Source organism: Cobetia sp. Ld8, assembly GCF_045066615.1.
In the GTDB taxonomy this organism is placed as follows: Bacteria; Pseudomonadota; Gammaproteobacteria; order Pseudomonadales; family Halomonadaceae; genus Cobetia; species Cobetia amphilecti.
Genome location: NZ_JBISHF010000007.1, coordinates 1,423,152 through 1,447,366, shown reverse-complemented (window position 1 = coordinate 1,447,366; position 24,215 = coordinate 1,423,152). Strand labels below are relative to the sequence as shown.

At 56.4% G+C, this 24,215-nt stretch carries 18 protein-coding genes; 10 read left to right on the top strand and 8 right to left on the bottom strand.

Annotation, left to right across the window (positions count from 1 at the left end; genetic code table 11):
• Nucleotides 1-51 precede the first annotated feature (51 nt).
• Complete coding sequence (locus ACJJV2_RS10835) at nt 52-1,041, bottom strand: DUF1852 domain-containing protein (RefSeq protein ID WP_131431731.1); 990 nt, start codon at nt 1,039-1,041, stop codon at nt 52-54.
• Nucleotides 1,042-1,477: 436 nt separating this feature from the next.
• Between ACJJV2_RS10835 and ACJJV2_RS10830 the strand changes: the two genes are divergently transcribed.
• Nucleotides 1,478-1,714 carry a hypothetical protein gene (locus ACJJV2_RS10830; RefSeq protein WP_131431732.1) on the top strand — a complete coding sequence of 79 codons (237 nt, stop codon included), beginning with the start codon at nt 1,478-1,480 and terminating at the stop codon, nt 1,712-1,714.
• Between the two features lie 82 nt (nt 1,715-1,796).
• Nucleotides 1,797-2,018 (top strand): IS30 family transposase, encoded by a 222-nt coding sequence (locus ACJJV2_RS10825; RefSeq protein ID WP_165873911.1) that lies wholly within the window; start codon nt 1,797-1,799, stop codon nt 2,016-2,018.
• Nucleotides 2,019-2,138: 120 nt separating this feature from the next.
• On the opposite strand, the gene ACJJV2_RS10820 is transcribed toward ACJJV2_RS10825, so the two are convergent.
• On the bottom strand, nt 2,139-3,989 hold the full coding sequence (locus tag ACJJV2_RS10820) for a DEAD/DEAH box helicase (RefSeq protein WP_131431734.1): 1,851 nt from the start codon (nt 3,987-3,989) through the stop codon (nt 2,139-2,141).
• A gap of 464 nt (nt 3,990-4,453) precedes the next feature.
• Nucleotides 4,454-6,493: a sigma-54-dependent Fis family transcriptional regulator gene (locus ACJJV2_RS10815; RefSeq protein ID WP_286173700.1), complete on the bottom strand. Its 2,040-nt coding sequence runs from the start codon at nt 6,491-6,493 to the stop codon at nt 4,454-4,456.
• A gap of 421 nt (nt 6,494-6,914) precedes the next feature.
• Between ACJJV2_RS10815 and ACJJV2_RS10810 the strand changes: the two genes are divergently transcribed.
• Nucleotides 6,915-8,711 (top strand): NAD(P)/FAD-dependent oxidoreductase, encoded by a 1,797-nt coding sequence (locus ACJJV2_RS10810; RefSeq protein ID WP_131431735.1) that lies wholly within the window; start codon nt 6,915-6,917, stop codon nt 8,709-8,711.
• Between the two features lie 84 nt (nt 8,712-8,795).
• Complete coding sequence (locus ACJJV2_RS10805; protein WP_131431736.1) at nt 8,796-9,572, top strand: SDR family NAD(P)-dependent oxidoreductase; 777 nt, start codon at nt 8,796-8,798, stop codon at nt 9,570-9,572.
• Between the two features lie 184 nt (nt 9,573-9,756).
• Here the strand turns inward: ACJJV2_RS10805 and ACJJV2_RS10800 are convergent, their stop codons facing one another.
• Nucleotides 9,757-10,230: an META domain-containing protein gene (locus ACJJV2_RS10800; RefSeq protein ID WP_286173701.1), complete on the bottom strand. Its 474-nt coding sequence runs from the start codon at nt 10,228-10,230 to the stop codon at nt 9,757-9,759.
• Between the two features lie 184 nt (nt 10,231-10,414).
• On the opposite strand from ACJJV2_RS10800, the gene ACJJV2_RS10795 reads away from it, so the two are divergent.
• The 6 genes from ACJJV2_RS10795 (at nt 10,415) to ACJJV2_RS10770 (ending at nt 16,325) form a co-directional block, all read left to right on the top strand.
• The gene (locus ACJJV2_RS10795) at nt 10,415-11,410 is read left to right on the top strand and encodes an ion transporter (RefSeq protein ID WP_131431737.1); all 996 of its coding nucleotides are present in this window, start codon (nt 10,415-10,417) and stop codon (nt 11,408-11,410) included.
• Between the two features lie 214 nt (nt 11,411-11,624).
• Entirely contained in the window at nt 11,625-12,662 is a 1,038-nt protein-coding gene (locus ACJJV2_RS10790; RefSeq protein WP_131431738.1) for a TauD/TfdA family dioxygenase, read from the top strand.
• Nucleotides 12,663-12,950: 288 nt separating this feature from the next.
• Entirely contained in the window at nt 12,951-14,270 is a 1,320-nt protein-coding gene (gene egtB / locus ACJJV2_RS10785) for an ergothioneine biosynthesis protein EgtB (protein ID WP_131431739.1), read from the top strand.
• Between the two features lie 78 nt (nt 14,271-14,348).
• Complete coding sequence (locus ACJJV2_RS10780; protein WP_131431740.1) at nt 14,349-14,687, top strand: DUF427 domain-containing protein; 339 nt, start codon at nt 14,349-14,351, stop codon at nt 14,685-14,687.
• Nucleotides 14,688-14,801: 114 nt separating this feature from the next.
• Nucleotides 14,802-15,341, top strand: coding sequence for a DUF4823 domain-containing protein (locus tag ACJJV2_RS10775; RefSeq protein WP_131431741.1), 540 nt, complete (start codon nt 14,802-14,804; stop codon nt 15,339-15,341).
• A gap of 210 nt (nt 15,342-15,551) precedes the next feature.
• Nucleotides 15,552-16,325, top strand: a complete 774-nt coding sequence (locus tag ACJJV2_RS10770; protein WP_405280643.1) for an NERD domain-containing protein — start codon at nt 15,552-15,554, stop codon at nt 16,323-16,325.
• A gap of 437 nt (nt 16,326-16,762) precedes the next feature.
• Here ACJJV2_RS10770 and ACJJV2_RS10765 read toward each other — a convergent pair whose 3' ends face one another.
• From ACJJV2_RS10765 to ACJJV2_RS10750, 4 genes are all read right to left on the bottom strand, one after another.
• A complete protein-coding gene (locus ACJJV2_RS10765) occupies nt 16,763-19,375 on the bottom strand; it encodes a site-specific integrase (RefSeq protein ID WP_131431742.1) in 2,613 nt (870 codons plus the stop codon).
• Nucleotides 19,372-21,969, bottom strand: coding sequence for a hypothetical protein (locus tag ACJJV2_RS10760; protein ID WP_131431743.1), 2,598 nt, complete (start codon nt 21,967-21,969; stop codon nt 19,372-19,374). The genes ACJJV2_RS10765 and ACJJV2_RS10760 overlap by 4 nt, the downstream gene beginning before the upstream one ends.
• 18 nt (nt 21,970-21,987) lie before the next feature.
• Nucleotides 21,988-22,821: a hypothetical protein gene (locus tag ACJJV2_RS10755; protein ID WP_131431744.1), complete on the bottom strand. Its 834-nt coding sequence runs from the start codon at nt 22,819-22,821 to the stop codon at nt 21,988-21,990.
• Nucleotides 22,822-23,185: 364 nt separating this feature from the next.
• Nucleotides 23,186-24,133: a site-specific integrase gene (locus ACJJV2_RS10750; RefSeq protein WP_165873912.1), complete on the bottom strand. Its 948-nt coding sequence runs from the start codon at nt 24,131-24,133 to the stop codon at nt 23,186-23,188.
• Between the last annotated feature and the right edge of the window lie 82 nt (nt 24,134-24,215).

Sequence of the window (24,215 nt, the reverse complement as noted above, 5' to 3'; positions counted from 1 at the left end):
CGTCGATCAGCGCGCGCTGTTTGCGGATTGGTGAGCTGATCAATGATGAATTTATTGGTTGGCGGCCCAGTTGGCCGACCACTGCTCGAGCAGGTTCTGGTAGGGCTTGATGAAGCTCTCTTCCACGAACTTGCCCTGCTCGATGGCGAGCTGGCTGCGCTCTTCGCGGTCGTACACGATGCGCGTCAGTGAATGGTCCTGCTGCTTCAGGCTCGCCTGATAGGACTTTCCGGCCACGGAATTGGCGTTGTAGACCTCGGGACGATAGATCTTCTGAAAGGTGTCCATGGTGCTGATGGTGCTGATCAGCTCCAGATTGCTGTAATCGTTGAGCAGATCGCCGGTGTGATAGAAGGCCAGCGGCGCAACGCTGCCCGGCGGCATGAAGTAACGCACCTTCAGGCCCATCTTGCTGAAGTACGCATCGGTCAGGGAATCGTCGTCCTGGCGATATTCCACCCCGAGGATCGGGTGCACATTCTCGGTCTGCTGGTAGGTCTTGGTGGTCGAGACGCTGATGCAGATGATCGGCGGCTTCTTGAAGCATTCCTTGTAGGCAGCAGAACCCACAAAGGCCTGGAACAGATTGCCGTGCAGCACGCCGAACTGCTCCGGCACACTGAAGGAGTCCTTGCCCTTGTTGTGCTCCAGCAGCCGCACGCTGAAGTCATAATCGCGCACGTAGGACGAGAAGTTGTTGCCGGTCACGCCGTCAATGCGCTGATTCGTCTGGTGGTCGACGATGGTGGTCTGCAGGATCTCGATGATCGGCAGGGCGTTGTCGGAACGCGCGGCATCGAGATTCAGCTCGACGGAGATGATGTCCAGCTCGACGGAGTAACGATCGCCCTTGGGGTTGTCCCAGTTGGCCAGCGCATTGAATCGGTTGTTGATCATGTTCAGCGTGCTGCGCAGGTTCTGCTGACGGCTTTCGCCACGCGCCAGGTTGGCGAAGTTGGTGGTCAGGCGGGTGTTTTCCGCCGGAACGTAGTTCTCGTCAAAGCGCAGACTGTTGATGCTGAAACCGAATTCGTTGCTCATGGCGTTCACCCTGATCCTGAGAGAGAAAATTCACTGTGTCGTCGACATCTTCCCGTGATCTTTCAGGCGTCTCGTGAGCGGGTTGCTCTCTGTGAGAACGCATCCATGCCGGGAGAGGCACGCTGCTCGCCATCACGTTCCGTGTGCTGGCTGTGAAGTGCAGCGTCATGGGAAGTCTTCATCAACGATCTGATGCAGGTGAGTATCTAGTGCCTGGCTCCATGAGACAAACTGGATTTTTTAATGTTCAAGTTGAGTAAAATTCATGATGAGCGTGCAGACACGATATCTCGAAAGATTCATGCCAGAGCCACGCCCAATGTGAATTGGGCATGAGCCAGCGCCAGATCGGCAGGGAGCTGGGCCTCCACAACGAATCAGTGGCTTCATGGCGCCTTAGGCCAGCGTTAGTGTCAGTCATCAATGGATCTAATGTTTGATTTGGGATGACAAGGTATGGGGTGGTGATCTTTGGCGGTATCTTAGTCAGCCCAAACGCCACAATAAGCACCGCACGCACGCCAAGAGCATTGGGTTGGGCAAGATCCCTAACCGAGTCGGGATCGAGCACCGCCCAGATGAATTTGATGATCGGCGCTTTATCGGAGATTGGGAGGGCGACACCGTGATTCAGGACCACAAGCAGTCAGGCCTGGTCACGCTGGTCGTGTGACGCAGCGGCTATCCACTGGCGGTACGTCTGCCCTGGACTTGGCCGAGCTAACGTAAGCGGCCACGGTCCGCTTGTTGAAGCCGTGTCGGGAGCGATCCAGACGATCACGCTAGATAATGATTCGGAGTTCGCCAGCCATAAAGTGGTGGTCAAGGCTGTGAGAGGGGGAATGTACTTCTGTGAATTCTACTGCTCCGGGCAGCGTGGTACCAACGAGAACACCAATGGCCTAATGCGGCAGTACTTCCCCAAAGAAACGGATTTCCGCCAGGCCACCGATGCCAAGCTGCGCAAAGTGGTCTGAAGCTGAAAGGCCGCCCTCGTAAACGACTTGGCTATCGGACACCGACGCAGGCATTTCTGGGGGAATACTCAGGAGGCTTGGATACCGCAGGTGCTGCGCTTATTGCTTGAATCAGGGCATCTAAGTGCGAGCCATCTCCGATATCCGCTTTGTATACCAGTTGCTCTTACTACTGGTGATCAGCAGGTGACGTCGGGCTCTCGTCATACCAACATATAGTAAACGCGCTTCTTGAGCTTGCTTTGATTCTTTCTCATTTAATGCGCCTAGACCACATAGTACTATAGTGTCAAATTCAAGCCCTTTGCTGCTTTGTCGGCTAAGTATTACTACTGAGTCATCTTGAGGATTGTATGTTTGTTTATCATTCTTGCTTTGCATGAAGTGGGTCGGGATTTTTGCATCACGCAATGCCTTATCAAAAAGTCGTCCTTTTTTATTCTCAGTATAGATAACTGCGATACTGTTTAATTTGTATCCTTTTTCGCGCCAAGTCTTGATACAGCGGACCAGGTACTCCGACTCATGGTCTTGGCTATTTAATAGGCGAAATACTGGTTCAGGGCCGCTTACTCCAGCGACTTCTGGAGCTATTAGCGGAATATGATCATCATCAGCGTCATGTGCTTTCAGGAAGTCTTTGGCAAAGTCGTAGGCAAAGTTCAGAATCTCTCGGGTATTACGGTAATTAAATTTGAGTATTGTAGTTCGCCCTCTCGCTTGAACACCGGCGGCCGAAAGAGGAAAGGAGAGTGAGTTTTTTTGATAGATAGATTGTGCATCATCGTAAAGCAGCAGCAATGAATTGGTATCAGGATCAATCATTTGGACGATCAATTTAAGCCAGGCTTGATCAAAATCATGTCCTTCATCAATCATTACCGCACCATATTGGGCCCTAGGGATGTGCGACTTATCTACTGCTTGAATGACACTTTCTACTTGTTTTTCCCAAATAGGTTGTTGGCCTTCAATTATGTCGACGTGATAGGTCTTTAGTTGAAGACTACACCATTCGTGGAAATGATGAACTTTAACTTTTTCGCTAATTCCTTTCTCTTCAATAAAACAGCGCAGCCGTGCAGCAAGGGTTATATTGAAGCATAATACAAGAATCGGCTTGCTGGAGGCCTGTGCCAAATGCAGGCAACGATAACCGAGAATCAATGTTTTACCTGATCCGGCTACCCCATGGATGACACGATGACCATCCCCCATGCTCCGGGCGAGCTGCTCTTGATGCAGATCCATGACACGTACAATATCAGGAATTGGTGCGTTCGTAAGATTTTCATCTATTTCTTCTTTTTCTGCGAATAGGTCTCCTGTGGGGGCATCAATTCGGACCTCTGGGAAGAGGCGCCACCGAATTCGATCAATCTGTGGAATGGTGAGCTTTTCGCCAAATTGATAATCGAACATGTCCCATAGACGCTTTTGGAATACTTCAGGGTCTATTGTCGTAACCATTTCATCTTTACAAATTATACGATTTGATGGTAGTAGTAGCTCTTGCTCTGTATCCGGTACGATACTATTCCATTGGCGACGTGTGATATTGGGAAATACTACCCCGTGTCCGTATGGGAAGCATAATTTACCTTGATAGCGATCACTATCTTGAGTGAGCTGTGGGTCACACTTAAGTTGATCTATAGCTGAGTAGGCGCACTGTCTCGCCTGCACTAAGGGGTTACTAACAGTCTTTCTACCTTCTTGAGTGTCGATCTCGACAGTATCAGGAGTTATCGATCGAATGGTTTCGACTTTCCAGTCCTTGACTTCGAGGAACAGCAAGCCGCGAGCAGGATGCAAGATAATGAAATCAGGAAATCGGCGTTTACGGCCTATAGGAATGTCGTACCAGACGAGATAATCCTCTTCTAGCAGAGAGTCCAATCGTCGGCCAAAGCGACGCTCTCCAGCTGTCATTCTTGATATAGTGGTAAGCGCGGGTATAAATGTGGCCATCGTGTCCATGTCCAAGAGAATAGAGTTACATCCAATATACATCAAGATTTATTTAAGTCTAATATTCTTGATGGCGATCTTCAAGGACATGTCATGGGTTCTGCCAATAAAATATTCGATTACCCTACGCGTATTGTGTCTTCGATTTCTGCTCTATCTGTTGCCTGCATGTGTAATCGCTTGAATTTATTTTGCCATTTTGTTGGTTGGCATGAAAATTCTCTTCCATTGTTGCATCGCAAAGTTACTGCGGTCATATTTTAAACACCATGATGCCAAGAGGGGATCGGATCCTACTGGGTCTGGTCGCGTTAATAGATCATTACAGCGCAGATATTAAGAATACACGCTGGCCCGAACTTCCGTTCGGGCCAGCGTGTGTGGCAAGCACCTGACGCTTCAGGGCACGACATTCTGATGCACCCCTCACGCCATTCATTCTCGGCCAAGAAGATGCAGCTGGCTCATGAGGCGAGCGGCTGATGATTGGGCGCCACCAGGCCGTGGCGTCGCATGCGGCGGTAGATGGTGGGGCGTGAGACATCGAGTTGGCGGGCGACCTGGCTGACGTTCCAGTCCGTATGACGCAACAGCTCGAGCAGTTCGCTGGCGCCCGCATCAGCCCCAGCAGACGCGAGCGCAGGAGAGGCCGGGTCCGGGGAAGCGCCGGAGGCAAAGGGGGTGGCAGCGGCAAGCGGGCTGGCAGCCCCGCGGGCGCTGCCGGTGTGGGTCTGGCAGACCTCCGGCAGATTATGCAGGGTGATTTCATCGCCTTCCGCGGTGGCCATCGCGAAGGCAATCGCATTGCGCAGTTGGCGGATATTGCCCGGCCAGTGATGACTCAGCAGCGCACTGATGGCATCGGCGCGCAGGTGGAGTGTCTGGTCGCGTTCGGCTTGTAGCTCCGCATGCAGCTGGCGAATGAGGTAGTGGAGGTCGGCGCGCTCACGCAATGCAGGTAGCAGGAGTTCGGCGCCATTGAGTCGGTAGTAGAGGTCTTCGCGGAATTGCCCGCTGGCGATCAGCTCCGTGACATCGCGATGCGTGGCAGTGATGACGCGAATATCCACCTTGATGGGCGTCTCGGCCCCCAGTGGCGACACCTCTCGCTCGGCGAGCACGCGCAGCAGGCGCGACTGGAGCGGCAGCGGCATGTCACCGATCTCATCCAGAAACAGCGTGCCGCCGTCGGCCTGTTGGATCAGGCCGCGCATGCCCTTGGGCCTTCCTCCCGTGAAGGCGCCCGGCAGATAGCCGAAGAGTTCACTTTCAATCAGCGATTCCGGAATGGCGGCGCAGTTCACCGCCACGAAGGGCGCCTTGGCGCGTGGCCCGCTGTCATGCAGCGCCCGCGCCAACACTTCCTTGCCGGTACCTGTTTCGCCACGAATCAGGATGCTCACGCTCTCATGGCGCATGCGGCGCGCCAGCTTGAGCAGCCGGTGCATGGAAGGGTCATCTCCCGCGAGCTGGTCCAGCTCGGGCACCGGGTCATCCTGCTGACTGACAGTGGGGAGGGCCCGCACTGGATAGCCGCGTGGCTCGATCAGCGTCACGAAGACGATGGCGTCATCCGCCCGCAGGCGGAAGGCGCGAATCTGATCCCGGCTTGCATGCGGAATGCTCAACAGCTCATTGAGCTCCCCATCGAACAGTTGCGTGACGGCGGGCAGGGTGGAGACCGTCCACGGTGGCCAGCGCTCCAGATGCGCATCGATCAGGCGTCGGCCTTCGTGGTTGGCGGCGATCACCTTGCCATCTTCCTGAATGGCAAACAGGCCACGACCATTCAGGTGCACAAATTCCCGGGCGGTGTCGAAGCGCAGGATCAGGCAATCCCGATAGCGATGCAGGAAGTAGGCATCCTCAATCATGCGAGCGTGCAGGGTGACCAGGGAGAGCGCAAAGGTCTGGCTCTCCTGCGGGCGGGGTGACTTCAGCGCCGAGATGTCGAGAGCAGCGATCACTCGGCCCTGGGGATCGGTGATGGGGGCTGCGGTGCAGGTCAGGTCGATGTGCGTGGCGTCGAAGTGCTCACGCTGGTGGCAGGTGACGGCTGCACCATCGTGCAGACAGGTGCCCGCCGCCGAGGTGCCGGCATAGCGCTCGTTCCAGTCCGAGCCGAGATAGAGGCCGGCGCGCCGCAGCTCACTCAATTGATCACGCTGACCGCGAAAATCCACCGCGATGCCGCGTTGATCGGTGAGGATCAGCGCATAGCCATGTTGTGCGATCTGACTATAGAGCCGCTCCACCCCGGCGCGCGCCACATGCAGCAGCTCATCCGCCGACTCCTGATGATCGCGCAGCGCCTGCTGGGTGAGAACGCGGACCGGGCGAGGGCGGCTAGGGTCCAGCTGATATTCCTCCAGACAGCGCTGCCAGGAACGACGGATGACATCGCGCTGCGTCTCAGGGAAGACGTCGCGGCCTTCGCCCAGTTGCATCAGGGTCTGGATATGCTGCCGCTTGTCGGGCTGCATCGTTTCGAGTTGGCGGATCATGGCTGCCTCGGCGCTGGCCGTCTCGGGACGGCTCTTTTGGTAGTGGCTATGGCTCTCGTGCAAGTGGCGATGGCTCTTGTGAAAGTGGCAATCGCGGTTGTCACAACAGCGTCCATAGCAAAAGCGGCGTGTGCTCCTTCAAGCGTATGCGGTGTGGCGGGAGCGTCAATCACCCTGCCCTGCATCCTTGGTCGGGGCGTTACAGGTGTAACGCCCCGTGTCAGGCGTACGGCGTACAGTTGTCACAAGGAAGGTGGAGAGCCCGGCGAGGCGAGGAGGTTGGTGGCGCGGTAGTGGCGAATTTTTGTCATTCACGACAAGTGCTTACGAGCTTTGTCAGTCGTGCATGACAAAGCTGGCATGCTTGATGCCTTGGATGGAAGGCGTGACTACAACATCCAACAACACGCGGAGAAACGCCATGACCGCACGCACGCCAACTCAGATCGCTCAGCAATGGCTCGATGATTTCGAGTCCTCCCTGACTCAGCGCGATATCGCCCGGGTTCTCTCGTTGTTTGGCGAGGAATGCTACTGGCGCGATTTGATCGCCTTCACCTGGAATCTCAAGACGTCGGAGGGCAAGGACGAGATCCAGTCGATGCTCGCGGCGACCCTTGAGCATGTCGCTCCCTCTCGCTGGCAACTGGATGGCGAGGCCAGTGAGGCCGGCGGCATCGTCGAAGCCTGGTTCACCTTCGAGACCGCAGATGCACGCGGCAAGGGCTTGTTGCGCCTGAAGGAGGGGCGCTGCTGGACGCTGTTGACTGCCATGCGCGAACTCAAGGAATTCCCGGAGCCGCTGGGCATGCAACGCCCCAAGGGCGCCGAGCATGGTGCCAACAAGCAGCGTGAGACCTGGCTTGAGTCGCGTCAGCGCGAAGAGGCCGAGCTGGGCTACGAGCGCCAGCCGTATTGCGTGATTATCGGTGGCGGTCAGGGCGGCATCGGGCTGGCCGCAAGGCTCAGACAGATGGATGTGCCAACCATCGTGATCGACAAGAATCCGCGCGCGGGCGATGCCTGGCGCAATCGCTACAAGTCCCTGTGTCTGCATGATCCGGTGTGGTACGACCACATGCCCTACATTCCCTTCCCAGCAAACTGGCCTGTGTTCGCCCCCAAGGACAAGGTCGCGGACTGGCTGGAGATGTATACCAAGATCATGGAGCTCAATTACTGGAACTCCACGGCTTGTGAAAGTGCGCAGTTCGATGAGGCGAGCGGCGAGTGGGTGGTCGAGGTGGTACGCGACGGCAAGCCCGTGACCCTGCGTCCCAAGCAGTTGGTGCTGGCCACGGGCATGTCGGGCATGCCTAACGTGCCGCACTTCCCGGGGGCCGAGTCCTTCGAAGGCGAGCAGCAACACTCCAGTCAGCATCCGGGGCCGGACGCCTATCGTGGCAAGAAGGTGGTCGTGGTGGGCGCCAACAATTCCGCTCACGATATCTGCGCCGCGCTGTGGGAGCACGACGCGGATGTGACGATGCTGCAGCGCTCCTCCACGCATGTGGTGAAGTCCAACTCGCTGATGGAAGAGGCGCTGGGGCCGCTCTATTCCGAGCAGGCGGTGCAAAATGGCATCGATCACCACAAGGCGGATTTGATCTTTGCCTCGATCCCCTACCGGATACTGCCTGACTTCCAGCGCCCGATCTTCGAGGCGATCCGCAAGCGTGATGCGGACTACTATCGTCGGCTGGAGGCGGCAGGCTTCCTGCTCGATTTCGGCGATGACGACTCGGGCCTGTTCCTGAAATATCTGCGCCGCGGCTCCGGCTACTACATCGATGTGGGCGCCTGTGATCTGGTCGCCAATGGTGACATCAAGTTGCGCAGTGGCGTCGGCATCGAGCGCATCAATCCGCGCTCGGTCACTCTGACGGACGGCTCGGAGTTGCCCGCTGATCTGATCGTCTATGCCACCGGCTACGGCTCGATGAACGGTTGGGCGGCACGAATCATCTCGCAGGACGTCGCCGACAAGGTCGGCAAATGCTGGGGCATGGGCTCCGATACGCTCAAGGACCCCGGGCCCTGGGAGGGCGAGCTGCGCAACATGTGGAAGCCGACCCAGCAGCAGGCGTTATGGTTCCACGGCGGCAACCTGCACCAGTCCCGCCACTATTCCCAGTATCTGGCGCTGCAGCTCAAGGCGCGGCTCGAGGGTATCCCGACGCCGGTCTACGGCCTTCAGGAAGTCCACCACCTGAGCTGAGGCCAGTGGCGCTGGACCGTGTGCCAGCGCCATGGCAGCAGCGCAGCATTTGTAGATTTCAGTGAGAGATTCAGGAGACGACTCATGCAGCTGAACGACAGGATTGCACTGGTGACAGGGGGTGGGCGCGGTATTGGGCAGGGGATCGCGCTGGCATTGTCCAAGGCGGGCGTGGATGTCGTGGTGGCGGATCTGGATCTCGCCATCGCCCGCGAGACGGCGGCAAAAGTGGAGGCACTGGGTAGACGGTGTCTGGCGCTACAGGTCGATGTCGCGGATGCGGCGTCCGTGCGGCGCTTGATCGAGGAGGCCGAAGTCGGACTCGGCCCGCTCGATATCGCCGTCAATAATGCCGGCATCATCGGCATCCATTCCATCGACGCGCTGACGATGGAGGAGTGGGACCGCGTCATGAACGTCAACGCCCGCGGTACCTTCCTGTGTACTCAGGCCGAGGTCGCCGTGATGCGCGCACGCCGCGTCGGGCGGATCATCAACGTGGCCTCGATGGCCGGCAAGGTCGGCTTCCCTGATCTGTCGCACTACTGTGCCTCGAAGTTCGCGGTCATCGGCTTTACCAATGCCGTCGCCAAGGAAGTGGCAGCGGAAGGCATCACCGTCAATGCGATCTGCCCGGGCGTGGTGGGTACCGGCATGTGGCGGGGCGAGAGCGGGCTCTCGGCACGCTGGAGTCAGGAAGGCGAAAGCGAGCCCGCTGCATGGGAGCGCCTGCAGAAGAGCCTGCTGCCCCAGGGAGTCGCCCAAACACCTGAGGACATGGGGCAGCTGGTGGTCTACCTCGCCCAGGCCGAACACGTGACAGGGCAGGCCATCGCCGTCGATGGTGGCTTCACGCTGTGAGTCAGCAATGAGCCAGCATTGAGTCAGCACAGAGAGCAAGGTTGAGCTCAGTGGCTGACGGCAAGGGCTGATCGCATGACACAACGCCGCCTTCCGGCAACGGGAGGCGGCGTTGTGGTGTCTGGTCTGTTGCGCAGAGTATTCAGTCCAGCTTCACCCTGCACTGAGCGGCCAGCGATAGGGATCAGTAGAGGTGAACGGCCTCCAGGCGGGCACGCGACACACCTTGCTCATCGGTCAGCGTCAGTGTCTTGCCGTCTATCTGCCAGCCCGACACGTCATTGAGTGTCGCGAGGAAATCGCGTTCGAGCGTTGCTACTTCACCGGGGCACGCCATTCGCGTGGTGGCCAGACGGCCGAAGCCGAGCTCTTGCTCATCATGGTGATATTCCCCCATCAGGCGATTGCAGCCGGTGGAGCCAGCCACTCGCGAGTTCTGTGTCGAAGAGTCAGGGGTATGCAAGACGATATGGGCTTCACGCTTGCCTTCCATTACGGGTGTCGGCTGCTCATCGAGTGCCACCAGTTTCCAATAGGTGTTCTCCAGCGGCTCGTCGACGCCTTGATAATCCTTAGAGGATTGAGCGCCTGCGCAGCCGCCCAGGGTGAGTGCTGCGCTCATCACGGCGGCCCATGTCATCACTTGCGCTTGTTTCATGCGGATGTCTCCCTCACTAATAGGTTGTCTACGGCGATTTCGGGGCTGTGCTTTCAAGGGCTGTGTTCCGGGAGCGCTGGAGGCTCTCGCAAACAGCAACATCGCCAGCGTGGTCATCTGAAGCGTTGTAGGCTGAATCAGGAAGACGCGTTACGCATTCTGAAACAATCGCCAAGGAGTTGTCATGCCAGCCACCCGCACGCCCTCGTCCGCCAGGGAGCGGATACATCTGTGGTGGGATCTGTTCATCATCGTGCTCGTGATCGCCAATCTGGCATTGCTGCTGTTCGATAGCCTCTTCCTGATTCCACCACTGAACACGGCCTTCGAGGCCGTGACACCCGGGTTGCATGAGGCCTATGAGCAGAACATCCACGCCAATTTCCTCTCCATCGACCTGGCGTTCGTCGCCGTCTTCCTGCTCGATGTGCTGGCGGGGTGGGCAGTGGCCATTGCGGAGCGGCGTTATCACCGTTGGTTCTTCTATCCCTTCGTGCACTGGTATGACGTGCTGGGGTGTATCCCGCTGAGTGGCTTCCGCCTGTTGCGTGTGTTGCGTGTGATCTCGCTGTTGTTCCGCCTGCAACGTCTCGGCTTGATCGATGTTCGCCGCTGGTACGTCTACGGCGTGGCGGCCAAGTATCTCGATATCCTGCTGGAGGAGCTGACGGACCGTATTTCCCTGCGCATGCTCGATAACGTCCAGCAGCAGTTGCGCGACAGCGATGATCTCTCATCTTCGGTGATCGAGCGTGTCGTGGAGCCTCGCAAGCAGGCCTTGATCCGTGAAATTACCCAGCGCCTCGAGACCATGGCGGGGGACGTCTACACCCAGAATCGCGACGATACCCTGCGCTATGTGCGGGGGCTGGTCAGCCGCACCCTCGCCGAGAGTCCGGAGCTCCAGCGTGTCTCGCGCCTGCCCATGGGCACTCAGCTGACGAAAGGGCTGGAAAGTTCGCTGTCGGATCTGGCCTGCCATCTCGTCGATGAAGCGCTCGTCGGCCTGCGCTCCAAGGAGTTCTCGGCATTAGTGGGGCATCTGGCAGAGAGTGGTTTCGATGCCTGGTCGCGCACTGACCCGAGGACGGAGCAGATCACCGAGCAGGTGCTGATCGACATGCTGGATCTGCTCAAGGAGCGGATCGCCGTGAAGAGTTGGCAGAAGAAATACGAGTGATGTGATTGACCTGCGTCACCCTGATGGGCCACTCGCGGCGTACGGGATGAGATGGGCTGGGGTTTGGCGCATGGAAATGTGTTTGCGAGAATGCTGATACATTCATCCCACGCTGAGAGTCTGTGAGCCGCGAGTGTCGTCGCGCAGCGATAGCGCGGCCTGATGACACATCAGCGTCTCGCCAGCGTGGGAGCCGCGACAGGAGGTCAGTGTCATGGCGAATCCAACACGCACTGAGGTAGCCGAGTCAGCACCGGGCGTTCCGTTCGACCCGGCACAGGTAGCTGTCATCGAGCAATTCGGCGGCAGCATCACTCCGCTGGAGCCGATTGGCGCCGAGGTGCGGGGGATCGATCTATCCGCTCAGGACGCGCCGACCGCGCCAGTGCTTGAGGCGCTGGAGCAGATCATGGCCGAGCGCGGCTTCCTGGTCTTCAAGCGCGATACGCCCCTGGAGGCCGATGACTTTCTGCGCGCCAGCTGCTGGTGGGGCGGCAAGGAGCTGCACAGTACCCATGGGATGCATCCGGCCACGCCCGATGGCAACCGGCACATCTTCCGGCTGTCGAACGATCGCCGTCACGGCATCCCCGGTGTCGGGCCGCAATGGCATAACGACGGCAGCTTCAATACCGATACGTTTTCGCACTCGGGCTACCACATCATCCGTCCGGCCGAGAAAGGCGGCGGTACCTGCTTTGCCCATCAGGGTGCGGCCCATGACGCCTTGTCTGCCGAGCGTCAGGCTTTCTGGCGCCGTCTTGCTTCAGTGAATTCCTCCTCCGGGGCCGTACATCCTGTGGTACACGAACACCCCATCACCGGTCGCAAGTGCATCTGGCTTCATCTGGGCATGACCGGCGCAGTGATCGAGAAGCTACCCGACCAGGAAGCCTTCCGGCTGCTGACCGCCGAAGAGCTGACGCAGCTCTGCCGTGAGTACAACGCCATCCTGAATGCCGGTTTCACCGAGGGTTACGCCCTCGACTTCGAGTACCAGGAAAACGACTGCGTGTTCATCGATAACCTGGCGGTGGCCCATCGGGCCGCGCCCGGCGCGCACTTGCCGGCACAGGAGCAAGGCCTGCGGATCATGCATCGCAGTACCGTGCGTGGCACTCAGGATCTGGCACCTGGCTTCGGCCTGCCGCTGCAGGTGGATATCCATGGCCCCAGCCCGCTGGAGAATGGTGTATGGCAGGGCGGCGGTATCGGCTTTCGTTGGGAAGAGAACATCCCGATGCAGAACTGAGGCTGGCGCGCTCAGGCAAGACACTTGCAGCGGGACGTGCGTTACGGCGAAGTGAAGGCCAGGGCAGATCAGGGCAGATCAGATCAGGGGGAGATCAAGGTGCAGACCTAGTTTCAGAGGAAAGACCAGAGCCCTTGAAGAGTTGGCATCAGCCGCACGAGTGATAGGGTGGGGACATCATCCCGGCCAAGCGTTGATGGGGCAGGGGAGGCGTGTCAGCCGTGCTGGCCGTCCAAGCCTGTCCGATCACGTTTCAGGGAGAGAACCAGACTCGCAAAGGAAGCCATCATGTCATCTGCCCATGACACCGTCATCGAAAGACCCGATAGCCTGCATGCCAAGGAGTGGCTACGCGCGTACCAGCGGGTACGCGCCGCCACCGAGGCGATCTGTGCGCCGCTGCACAAGGAAGACTACATGGTGCAGAGTATGGCAGATGTCAGCCCGCCCAAGTGGCACATCGCCCATGTCACCTGGTTCTTCGAAGCCTTCATCCTGAAGCCGTTTCAGCCGGACTATCAGACGCTCGACCCCGCCTACGACCACCTCTTCAACTCCTACTACGAGACCCATGGCGTACCGTTCCCGCGCGCCGAGCGTGGCACGATCTCGCGCCCGACCGTCGACGATGTCTATCGCTATCGCGCGCACGTCGATCAGGCCATGCAGGCGCTGCTTGAGAATCCGCCACGGGAACATCTGCCCGAGATTCTTCGCCGCCTGGAGCTGGGGCTGCCTCATGAGCAGCAGCATCAGGAGCTGCTGTTGATGGACATCAAGCACATCCTGGCGCAGAACCCGCTGTGTCCGGCCTATCGAGATGATCTGACTCCGGGATTGGCACCGACATCTGCGCAGAAAGTGCCGCCGCTCGGCTGGCTGGCCTATCCTGCCGGGATTCGCGATATCGGCCATGACGCATCCAGAGGCGGCTTCGCCTACGACAACGAGATGGGTTGTCACCGTCAGTTCGTCGAAGCGTTCCAGATGGCCGACCGTCCGGTGACCAACGGCGAGTTTCTCGAGTTTATGCAGGGCGGCGGATACGCCACCCCCGAGCACTGGCTGGCGGATGGCTGGGCGACGGTCAAGGCGGAAGGCTGGCGGGCGCCGCTTTACTGGGTCGAGCGCGACGGCGTCTGGCATCACTACACGCTGGGTGGCTTGGTGCCGGTGGATCTGAGCGCGCCGGTCTGCCATGTCAGCTTCTTCGAGGCCGATGCCTACGCCCAGTGGGCGGGCGCGCGCCTGCCCACCGAGGCCGAGTGGGAGACAGTCGGTCAGGATGTCCCACTTACGGGCAACTTCGTCGATCAGGATCATCTGCAGCCAGTCGCGGCCGCGAGAGCCGAAGGCACGCCGGGTCAGATGTTCGGCGATGTCTGGGAGTGGACGGGCAGTGCCTATCTTCCGTATCCGGGCTTTCGCAAACTGCCGGGCAGCTTGGGGGAGTACAACGGCAAGTTCATGTCCGGTCAGATGGTGCTCCGCGGGGGTTGCTGCGCCACGCCTGCCGATCATATCCGCGCGACCTATCGCAACTTCTTCCCGCCCGAGGCGCGCTGGGCGTTCTCTGGCTTTCGGCTCGCCAAGGATGATGGTGCGTGATGGGCTGAAGTCCTTCATGACTCGCTGCCAAGTGCCTTCATCTGCCGCTTTCATCTGCCAACCTGTAAAGGAGTGTTCATGGCCGACCAACCAGAACCGCGTATCACGCTGCACCCGCTATCCTCGCGGGTGCGAATCCTGGTCGGTAAGACAGTGATCGCTGACACCGGCCCCGCGCTGGAATTGCGCGAGAAGGGCTATCCGCCGAGGCTCTACTTGCCGCGCGCCGATGTGGCGATCGCGAAGCTCTCGGTCTCTCACACCGTCACCCATTGTCCCTTCAAGGGCGACAGCACCTATTACTCGCTACCGGATCTGCCCGATATCGCCTGGAGTTACGATCATCCTATCGAGGAAATGCAGGCGATCGCCGGGCGACTGGCGTTTGATGCCGACAAGGTCACGCTGGAGGCGTAGTGATGCCACTCAGGGCACCAGGCTAGCAGCCCTGGCTTGACCCGCTGATCCAAATCACCGCATGTTTAACATGAGCTATAGCTTGATAACTCCAACTCGGACGGAGATGACAAGATGCGAAAAATGATAAGAGCGCTGTCATTATTCTCGGCAATGTTGCTGTTAGCGGCATGTGCGGATAGCCATCAGCTCACGAAGTCGGCTGGTTCACCGACATTTTCCCTGGATTCCTCTGACACTATCTATGTATCAGTGCCAAGAGATGGTGTTTATGGCTCTCAGCGTTATACCGGCTCTGGCATGACGACCGCTCAGATAATTCAAGGCGCGTTTCTCAAGCACGTAGATAGCGTGAATTACGGCAACTCAACGCAGTCAAGAGACGATGCGTGGGAAGCTGCTATGGAGGCTGGCGCTCTCTATCTGGTCTATCCCACTATCTTGCACTGGGAGGATAGGGCCACTGAGTGGTCGGGCAAGCCTGACCGAGTCGAGGTCAAGATGCAGGTGATAGACGTTGCGACGAATACCACGGAAGCCACCGCGATAGCCAAGGGCAAGAGTGGGCTGGCCACCATGGGAGGGGATCATCCTCAGGATCTCTTGCCAGACCCGGTCAATGAATTCGTTTCATCGCTGTTTAATGCCCAATAAGTTAATGAAAACAGTGGCTTGATCGCTGGTCAGTCATTAGAATCCTGCGCTTGCTGCACCGCGCCCAGCCATCGGGCGCGGTCAGTGTTCATCTGCATTGGCCTGCCGCAAGCGCGCCGCAGCCTTATCGCTCTTTCATCACGACTCAGTACTCTCGGTTGGACGAATCACCCCGCTTGATTCCTTTCCGTACAGGCTGCACCAGGAGTCATGACAGTGGTTGTCCCATCGAACATCGCGTCGGTGATGAGTGTACTGCTATGCCTCGTGCTGGCCTCCTGCGTCAGTCGTTATCTCAAGTCTCCCCGCATGAAAGGTCGCATCGGCGAGTGGCGGGTGCGCTGGATGGCGCGCCGACTCGGCAAGCAGGGCTATCGGGCCTTGCACAATGTCACCCTCAATACCACGAACGGCACTACCCAGATCGATCATGTGCTGCTGTCGCGTTACGGCTGCTTCGTGTTGGAAACCAAGAACATGAAGGGCTGGATCTTCGGCAGTGAGCATGAGGCGAACTGGACCCAGCAGTTTCCTCGCCAATCGTTCAGCTTCCAGAACCCGCTACGTCAGAACTACCGTCACCTCAAGGCGCTGGAGACGACGCTTGGCGTGCCATTCGAACACCTGCATTCGGTGATCATCTTCATCGGCAGGGCCAGGCTCAAAGGTGAGATGCCGTCCAACGTGACGCGCGGCACTGACTTCGTTCCCTTCGTACAGTCGTTTAAGACCCCCGTCTTCAGCGAGGCGCAGGTCGAGGCCATGCACGAGGCGCTGCTGACAGGGCGTCTGGCACCGACTCGGGCGACGCAGCGTGCCCATGTACAGCATCTCAAACAGCGCAATGAACCACAGGCGAGACGTGAATGCCCGAAATGCGGCAGCCGGATGGTGCTGCGCACTGTCAAGGCCGGTGCGCGAGAGGGCCAACAGTTCTGGGGATGCTCGGCCTATCCGGAGTGTCGTGCAACACAGGCGGTGTGATGCTTGGATTTAGGGAACAAGTGCTGCAATTATTCTATGAATCCAGAAAATTATCCCTATAGGGATAATTAGCCAGACATAGCGAAGCTAACCATAAATTTTCCCTGCAGGGAAAATGGTTAGTATGCGAGCTGTGAGCGCTTTGATTTTTCTCTTTAAGGACAATTTGGGGCGATCAGTCTTTCAAAGTATCAAGGAGATCATCGCACCACGCATGAACTGCTAATGCCCCATCCGTGTGTACAGACTCGGACGGCCTACTGCACCTCCTGATTCATTCCGACCGCCGGGCGTGAGATGGCGCAGGTGGACTCTGAGTGCAACACCGCAAGTGATGGAGGGTGATGCATCGGGGTTGGGCTATCTCTAGCCCGTCGACCACCTGCGCTTCGGCTTCGATAGGCGACAGCCAGTATGCGAGTATGCGGCCTTCGCCTTCAGCGTCGCTTCATCAGCTCTAGAAGTACCTCACCATGTATCTCACCCAGCACGTGCGTGTAGTGATATGTCAGTGTTTGAGAGTTGCGGTGCCCGATCAACTTGGCGAGTAACTCGAGACGGTGACCTCGTGCCTTGGCATCTTTTTCCAGTACGTCGTAGACCGCTCGGCGGCAGTTCGCCTGTGCTGCAGGAGTGAAGGACCAATGCCCTCGGCAGGCGGAGGAAAGACGATCCAGAAGCTGAGGGTAGTCGTCGCTGTAGAGGCGCAGTACGAGCCACGAGATTGCATTGTGCCTCAAGAGATGAAAGTCGAAGTGGATGTCCTCCAGCTCCAATCCGGGTGTGAGAGCACCGCGGAGAGACTCCCGGGCCCATGCCATGAGCGGGGTCAGCAGGCTCTCTCTTGAATAGCCCAGCGGAGAGCTTTCTGGCCCCAGCAAGGCAATGTTCTTCAAACGCTGCTGGCCAGCAAAGGACTCTCGGCGTCTATCAATCCACTCTCTCACCAGCGTCATCAACTCTGGGGATATCAGAAGATGAAGAGGAACGCTGCGCCGAGCATTTGCAGTCTTGCCAGCATGGATTTCTACGTAACAGTAGGTGGGGCCGTCCTCTCCTGGCTGATTGATGATGACGTCATGTAGTGTCAATGCCATGACTTCTCCAGCTCGCAGGCCCCCGTAGTAGCCAAGCAGGAAGGCGATCAGCCAGCTGCGCCGTAATCCACTCCGTCTTCGGGAGAGCGCTCGGGTCAGATGTTCCGCTTCGTGCGGCATGATCAGATGTGTACGCAATGTACTGATGAAGCGACCTCCCTCACCCTGTACGGGGGGGATACCCGTTAATCGATCGTTACCTTGGCAGAAGCTGATGAACTGATTGAACGTCTGGAAGAAGTTGTGGGACGTCGAAGTGTCCCAGCCTTTCTGAGTCGGTAGCTGTTCGCTGATCGCCTCCATCAGTTCTCCATCCCAGAGCGTCAACCATGGGATATCGGGCAACATCATCAAGGAGGTGGGCGTCAGTCGACTCAGGTAAGTCCTGAGCGTGCTGGCTTTGTTGCCTTGAGTGCTCGATTGATAAGACAGCCATAGCAGTATCCAGAGTGGGTAGCTGTCTTCGCCCAGCATGTGTATCAGCTTCTTCGCGTAGCGAGACGTAATGGCGTCATGCCGCTGGATCGCAGATTCCCCTCTGGGGGTTATCAGACCTTCATGCTCCAGTTCGGTGATATACGCATATAGTTGGTTGCCTGCTTTCACATACCAGTCTGTTGATAGTTGATCCTGCCGGTATCGGGAAGAGGTAGATGGTGACGATTCGTTGCTCCTGTCGCCTCCTCCCATAAGAAGTTCAGGGGTGTGAAGATCGGTCTCGATGTCTTCCGGTTCAGAGGCATCCATGGCGCCGGAAGCGCTTGACGTACCGGAGGTAGGGCGGGATGCCGCCGAAAAAAAGAGGCTTTCGTCATGTTGCCAAGGAGAACGCCAGCTACACACTGGCAGGGGATAGCGTCGAAGCAGCTGTGACCAGAGGGGCGCAGGGCCCAATAATGTCGTGCACCGGAAGGCATGACGAAGCAATGATCGGGCATTCTTCAGCGAAGCGGAGGAACCAGTCCTGCGTGATGCCTGGCTATCTAGTAGCTGTGACAGACCGGTGACCAAGAGCTGGTCCAGATGGGTAGCTCGTGCTTCCAATGGACTGTTCAGATCCAGCGTAGCATCCGAGGAGAACCACCATACATCTGCTTGCTGGGAGGAGGTGGCTGGTGATGGGACAGGGGACTGACGGCAAGCCCTGAGTAGCCTTCTGAGATGATTCGGGATTTTTAGCCGGTAATGGGCTGGATGTGTTCGAGATAACCCTGGCAGGCAGCCGATGAACCAATGGTGGGGACCGCGCTTGGTGTTCAGGCGTGGCAGATGCTCTGAGCTCAAGTTCAGCAAGGTATGGCGAATCACTTCTTCCTCCATCCCCAGCAGGGTACCCATGCTCAAGGCCAGGAAGAGAAGAGACTGCTCTGGCGTACATTGGTTGGCGGGAATGCGCTGCAGGGCGCGTACTGAATCCAGCACCCGTCGCTGAACCTTGATATCTCGTGATGAGGTAGCCGCGGATGAGGGTCTGACCGGGCGTTTGATACTGGTCGGAATCGTAGCCTCGAAGTCAGGCTCTCGGTTGAGATGAGTCAGTACAAGCGCGACTTCCTTGGTGACCTTTCGGGAGCTGAAGTCGAGTTCAGCTTCCTTGGCAAGCTGGATGGCGTTGCGAATCAAGGCTTGTACAGCTCGCTGGTTCAAGCGTGTGGCATTGTGTCGAGCGCGAGACGGCTTGGTGGAAGGCGCACTTTGCGCTCTAGCCTGTGCTCTGGTTACCTTTTTCTTATGCCGTCGCCAGGCGTAGCGTGCGACATTCTTGCGGAAATGTCTGAGCTCTTCAGATGAGGAAAAAAGGCGATGACCTGGATCATCCCAGCGACGGAATATCCTACCCAGTGTTTTCGAAAGCTCGATCGGAGACAGCTTCGGAGTTGTAAGCTCTTGGTGCGTGACCTGGGCAGGTACATCGGTTTTCTTCCGAAGATCAATGGTGGTAACAGCGCTCATCCTCTATCTCCTTGAATGGCTGGTCCGGCGTGCTCAATGGGCCATGGGAGGTCGTCTCTGTGAAGCAGATCCGGTGTCAAGCCGCATAGTCTGGCGATATCGGTTAGTGCGCTTCGTGTCGCCGATTGAATCAGGCTCCGATCACTGGCCGGGGATTGGAGTGAGTGCCCCTGGGTGGTGTGCCCAGCGAGTGCGCTAAATTCAGCGTGAGAAAGTCGCGATTGGAGCGCGGTGAGCATGCTGTGGCGCGTGATATTGGAAGGCTGGTGGCCCCACTGGCTCAATTCAGTTGCCAAAGGCGAAGGCATGAATGTTGGAAGATCCTTGAGCCACTGTCGCCAGTCAGCATGCTGCATGCGTTGCTGCGTCAACATCATTGTCGAGGCATTGAACTTCCATTGAACGGGGTAGGCGACTTGTTCATGCCTAAGAAAGTCTGCTTTGCCACCGTGGCGTTTCCACCATCGTTGCCATTCCTCCCGCCACTCATGCTGAAGCCGGAGCAATGCGCCAAGGGCAGGGACAAGTGGAATTTGGCGGCTTTCCTGTGCCCGAGCCGAATCCTTGTCGCGTAGCCAGAGCGTATTTTCCAGCTGCTCACATTGGGTTTTGGATCCAATTGGGCGAGCCAAGGTGCAGAGCTGCCATGCAAGTAAGGTCAGCGCTCCCAGTATCTGACCTTGCCGGGCAATGGCTTCGCCGACTGCCCGTAAGTCGTTACTACGATTCCCTTGTGAGGTAATCAATGAGGTAACCAGCATGGCGTGGTTCTTGGTAAGTTGCGTCAGCAAATGAAGCGGACGTTTGAAATAGCTCGTCTCCTGGGCTTTTGTGGATCCCACGGTGTGATCTTCGCGAGATGTACGACAGTCCTCTTCTAATAAGGGAAATAGGCCAAGCACAGCTTGAGCCGAGAGAAAAGCCTTCTGAATCTTGTGCAGAGGTATCGTTCGATACGTTGCCGGGGCAGAGAGTGAGAGCGGGAGCTCGCCTCGCAACCAGGTCGCGATCACTTCATCTTCACAGGCAGGCACCACCCAATGATGATGACTGGCAGACACGCGCCTCAACGTCAGGGTACTTCCCGGGCGATTATCCCCCCAGCGCTTGAGTTTTTTCTCGATTATTGATTTCAGTGCTTTGAAAGGCTGGGCGCCGGGTAGCCATACCTTTTCGGCCATGAGTGAGTGATTGAGAGCGTTGGGCAAGGGCAACGTGATGATGGTTTCGGTAGGTGCCTTGTTGACAGAGTAGTGGAGTAGCCCCTCCTCCGGTGACCAGCTGGGAATTTGATCCAGCGTCTGGCAGATGATCCACTCACGATTGCTGTCGCTATTGAGGGGCAGCTTGGGGGATCGGGAGATTACCGTCGTCTGCAGCAAGCGCTCAGGTGCTATTCCACTGCAAAGTAGAATGCTAAGAAATGCCAAGGCTTGTCGGTTTGCAATAGCACTCTCAGATTCTATGAGAAATTCCTCATCTTTCGGTGGCTGGAAGATACGTAAAGCTGCTAGAACCTCTTCTTGTGGGCGTAGGCTGATGTCTGCAGATGTCTTGAGACTGCGGGCCTGTTGCAAGAGCTGTACGCTCTCAAGGTGAAGCGCCTGATCGCCTTGTGAAAGCAGCGTGTTATGGAATAGCTCTTTCACTGGGTCGAGGGGTGAGATACTGCTTTGGTTCAGATCATTAGATGATGATTCATTCTGATATTCATTGCCATCCGTGAGCTCTTCATCATCCTCTATTAAGGCATGGTCAAGTGCTTGGATTGACCTGTCAAGGGAGCGATAGTCGGTATATTCAGCATGAATTTTGTAAGATTTGTCACTGGCCCAAAGCGGCGAATCACGAAGAATGGTATCGACATGTTGACGTCTTTTTTGATTTTCATTTCGAGCTCTATGCTGTTTTCTTATTGGGCTACGAGTGAGCTGGCTCGACTGATAAATTTCGTCAAGCAAAGCGCGTGTCGCTTTCTTATTGCGCAGATGGTTGGGATGCTCCGATGGACGATCAGTTGCTGTATCATAGGCATGAAGAAACTGTTCGAGCAGCTCCAAATCAGCATCGGAAAAATGCTCCGGAGGAGGAACTAACTGCTCTCCCAGGGTAGGGGGAATGGGTCTGGGGAAACTGTTTTGAATATCATCCAGGTCGCCCCAGTTAAGTAGCCGCTTAAGCGTCTTTCTAAGCTCAAGTATCTGGGTGTAATATTTGATGGCAGAGCCACGTCTTACAGTACGACGAGGCTGACAAAAAATCAGTCTAAGCAGCTTTCGGATACTGCTTACGCGAGGATCAGTGAGCGATGTAAATCGGTAGTTCACCGTGTAATGAAGGCAGTGAGACATTCTATGATTTCGATGTGACTCATCTTCCATAAAAAATTGGCTTTCTAGAAACTCTTCTACTTGGGGCACAAGGTCTGGCTCCGAGTAATCGGCGGCAAAGAGGCGAGCACTGAGGCGATATTCTGAGGCAATCAAGGGTGGGAGGCTCCTCTTGAGCCACTCCGGTACAAGGGGCCAGCGGGACCCGATCGCATTGAGGTCGTAATTAGCCAATATTTGGTCAGGTAGTTGGTGTTCACTCACGTGAAAGCCTCCTGTTTATCAGTCAAGCGAACTTGGAAGTGCAAGTCCCATTTGCGGATTCGAGTCGGTTTCCTCCTTGTTATTCGAGTGCTTGCTTTTTTCTTTAGCGTTGCTTTTCTTATTGATATCTGGTTGCTGCTTCCTATTATCTTTTCTTTTGCTATGGGTGTTCTTCTTACTTGTTTTAGCGACAGTGGCGCCGTTTGCTATATTTCTATCTTTAGATGCATTACTTTGACTTTTATTAGCGCTATCCATTATTGTGTTCATAAACTTTCTAATCGAGTCAGTGGAATAGCGATGCTTGAACATTGATGAGATTTGCTTGTGTGTTATTGGCAAGTTTTGTTGAGTGACTACATTGCTCCATGCGTATTGTAATCTTTTATCACTAATGAAGTTTCTGAGTATATAGTTCCATATTTTTTTATCGTTCATTTTGAAATCGCCAGTGGTATGTAGTTTGTGGATATTGATCCATTCCCAGCCAAGCTCGAGCAGAGGCTGTAGCACCTGGTAATAGAATCTCACCACCTGGACTTCATCTTCGTTGAGTCTGCCGATATCGATCTCGATGCAAAATACACTTTGTGAGACGGGCACTTTCTGTGTGGATACGATGGCTTTGATGACATGAAAATTCACGAACTCCTCGGAAGTGTGAGTCGACTGAACGTTGCTGCGGAAGCGGACAGGCGCTAGGGGCAGGCTCTCTGTCGCGACCGTTGGTCGAAAAGCATGCTCCTCGTTCATAAGCTCGGCGGTGTCCACCTCGAGTACTCGCTGATAGATGACAAGCGTCTTTTCAGCGCTGATTTTCACTAGTGACGGTGTATAGGTAGCATCTGGCATATTGATGACTCCAACGATAGGCAAAGGGGGGCCGAGACGTATGAGAGAATCATTCGTCGAGTTCATGTCCAGCAAACGCGAGTAACTTTGAGTAGTGATGATCAGTCGAGTAATACACCCGACCTGTAGAACGATATCTCTGGGAGTGCCGCCTCCTGATATATCCAAGCTGAATCAGTGTGTACTAATAGCATAACTCAAGTGGCAAGAATCTAAGGTATCTTTTAACCGTCAAAATCGACCGTTTCGAGAGCATTAGGGATTTTTGACGTCAAACTTGGTAGATGTTTTATATTACGACGCCTCGAGCAATTGCTTTTGTCAATTCATCGATTATTGAACGGTAATATGCTGCTCATGTTCATCAAAAGTCGTTGGCGCTGTTTTCGAAGGGGTCTGCGACCCGAATGTACTCCGTCAAGGTGCTGAGATGTCTGTGACCTGTCACGCGTTGTATCTGCTCCAGGCTCTTCCCCCTCAGATGAGCTTCAGTGATCAGGCCAGCACGCATGCTATGTGTGCTGAATCCGCGTGAAGCCAGGTTTGACCGCTCAAGCCCCCTGATCAACGCATTCTGAAAGGCAGTTCGAGAGAGTTTCGAGCCTCCTGGCCTGCCGCCCAGCGAGACGCTGCGAAATACCGCACCTCTCTGGATATGGGCGGCTTCCAGCCAGCGATACAGGAGATTGACGGGGCAGTAGGGGAGCGAGGTATCCGCATGGTGAATGGCTTTGACTTCATGTCGTCCTTCTTGATTGGTCTTGCTGCGGGAGAGCCTGACCAACACGCCTCGTGTATCCCATGTGAGGTGCTCGACACGAAGGTTGAGGACTTCGCTGTAACGAAATGCTCCATAGAACGTCAGGCAGAACATGGCGGCGTCGCGCAGATCTCGCAACTCGCTCAAATCCAGGCTATTCAGCAGCTGATGCAGATCATCTCTCATCAAGGCTGGTGCACGTTTCACCGGCACTTCATTGAGGCGTGCACAGCCGCGCATGACCCCCTTGATCATTTGCTCATTGCCCAGGGTGGGGCAATTCATGACAAGGTGCCAACGCCGTAACGAGCACAGCTGTCGCTTGAGCGTATTCGGTTTATAACCGTCCTCGAAACACCGGGTGAGGTAGTTGGCAATCTCCGTGTCGGTGCTGGGGAGGGTGCCGCCACGTCTGAGAAACATCCGTATGTCGCTTTGGAAGGCTTGGATGGTACTCGGTGCAAGGCTTGCCATGATCAGCTTTCGTGCCGAGACCGTCAGGCAAAGTCCCGGCAGAGAGTCCTGGTTTCCCTGATAGGGGATCACTTGCATTGCCTGATGTCTTCGTCTTTGAGGCGGGTGAATGCCTGTCGGTGGTCTGGACATCATGAGGGGTCTCCATCGATGTCGAAAA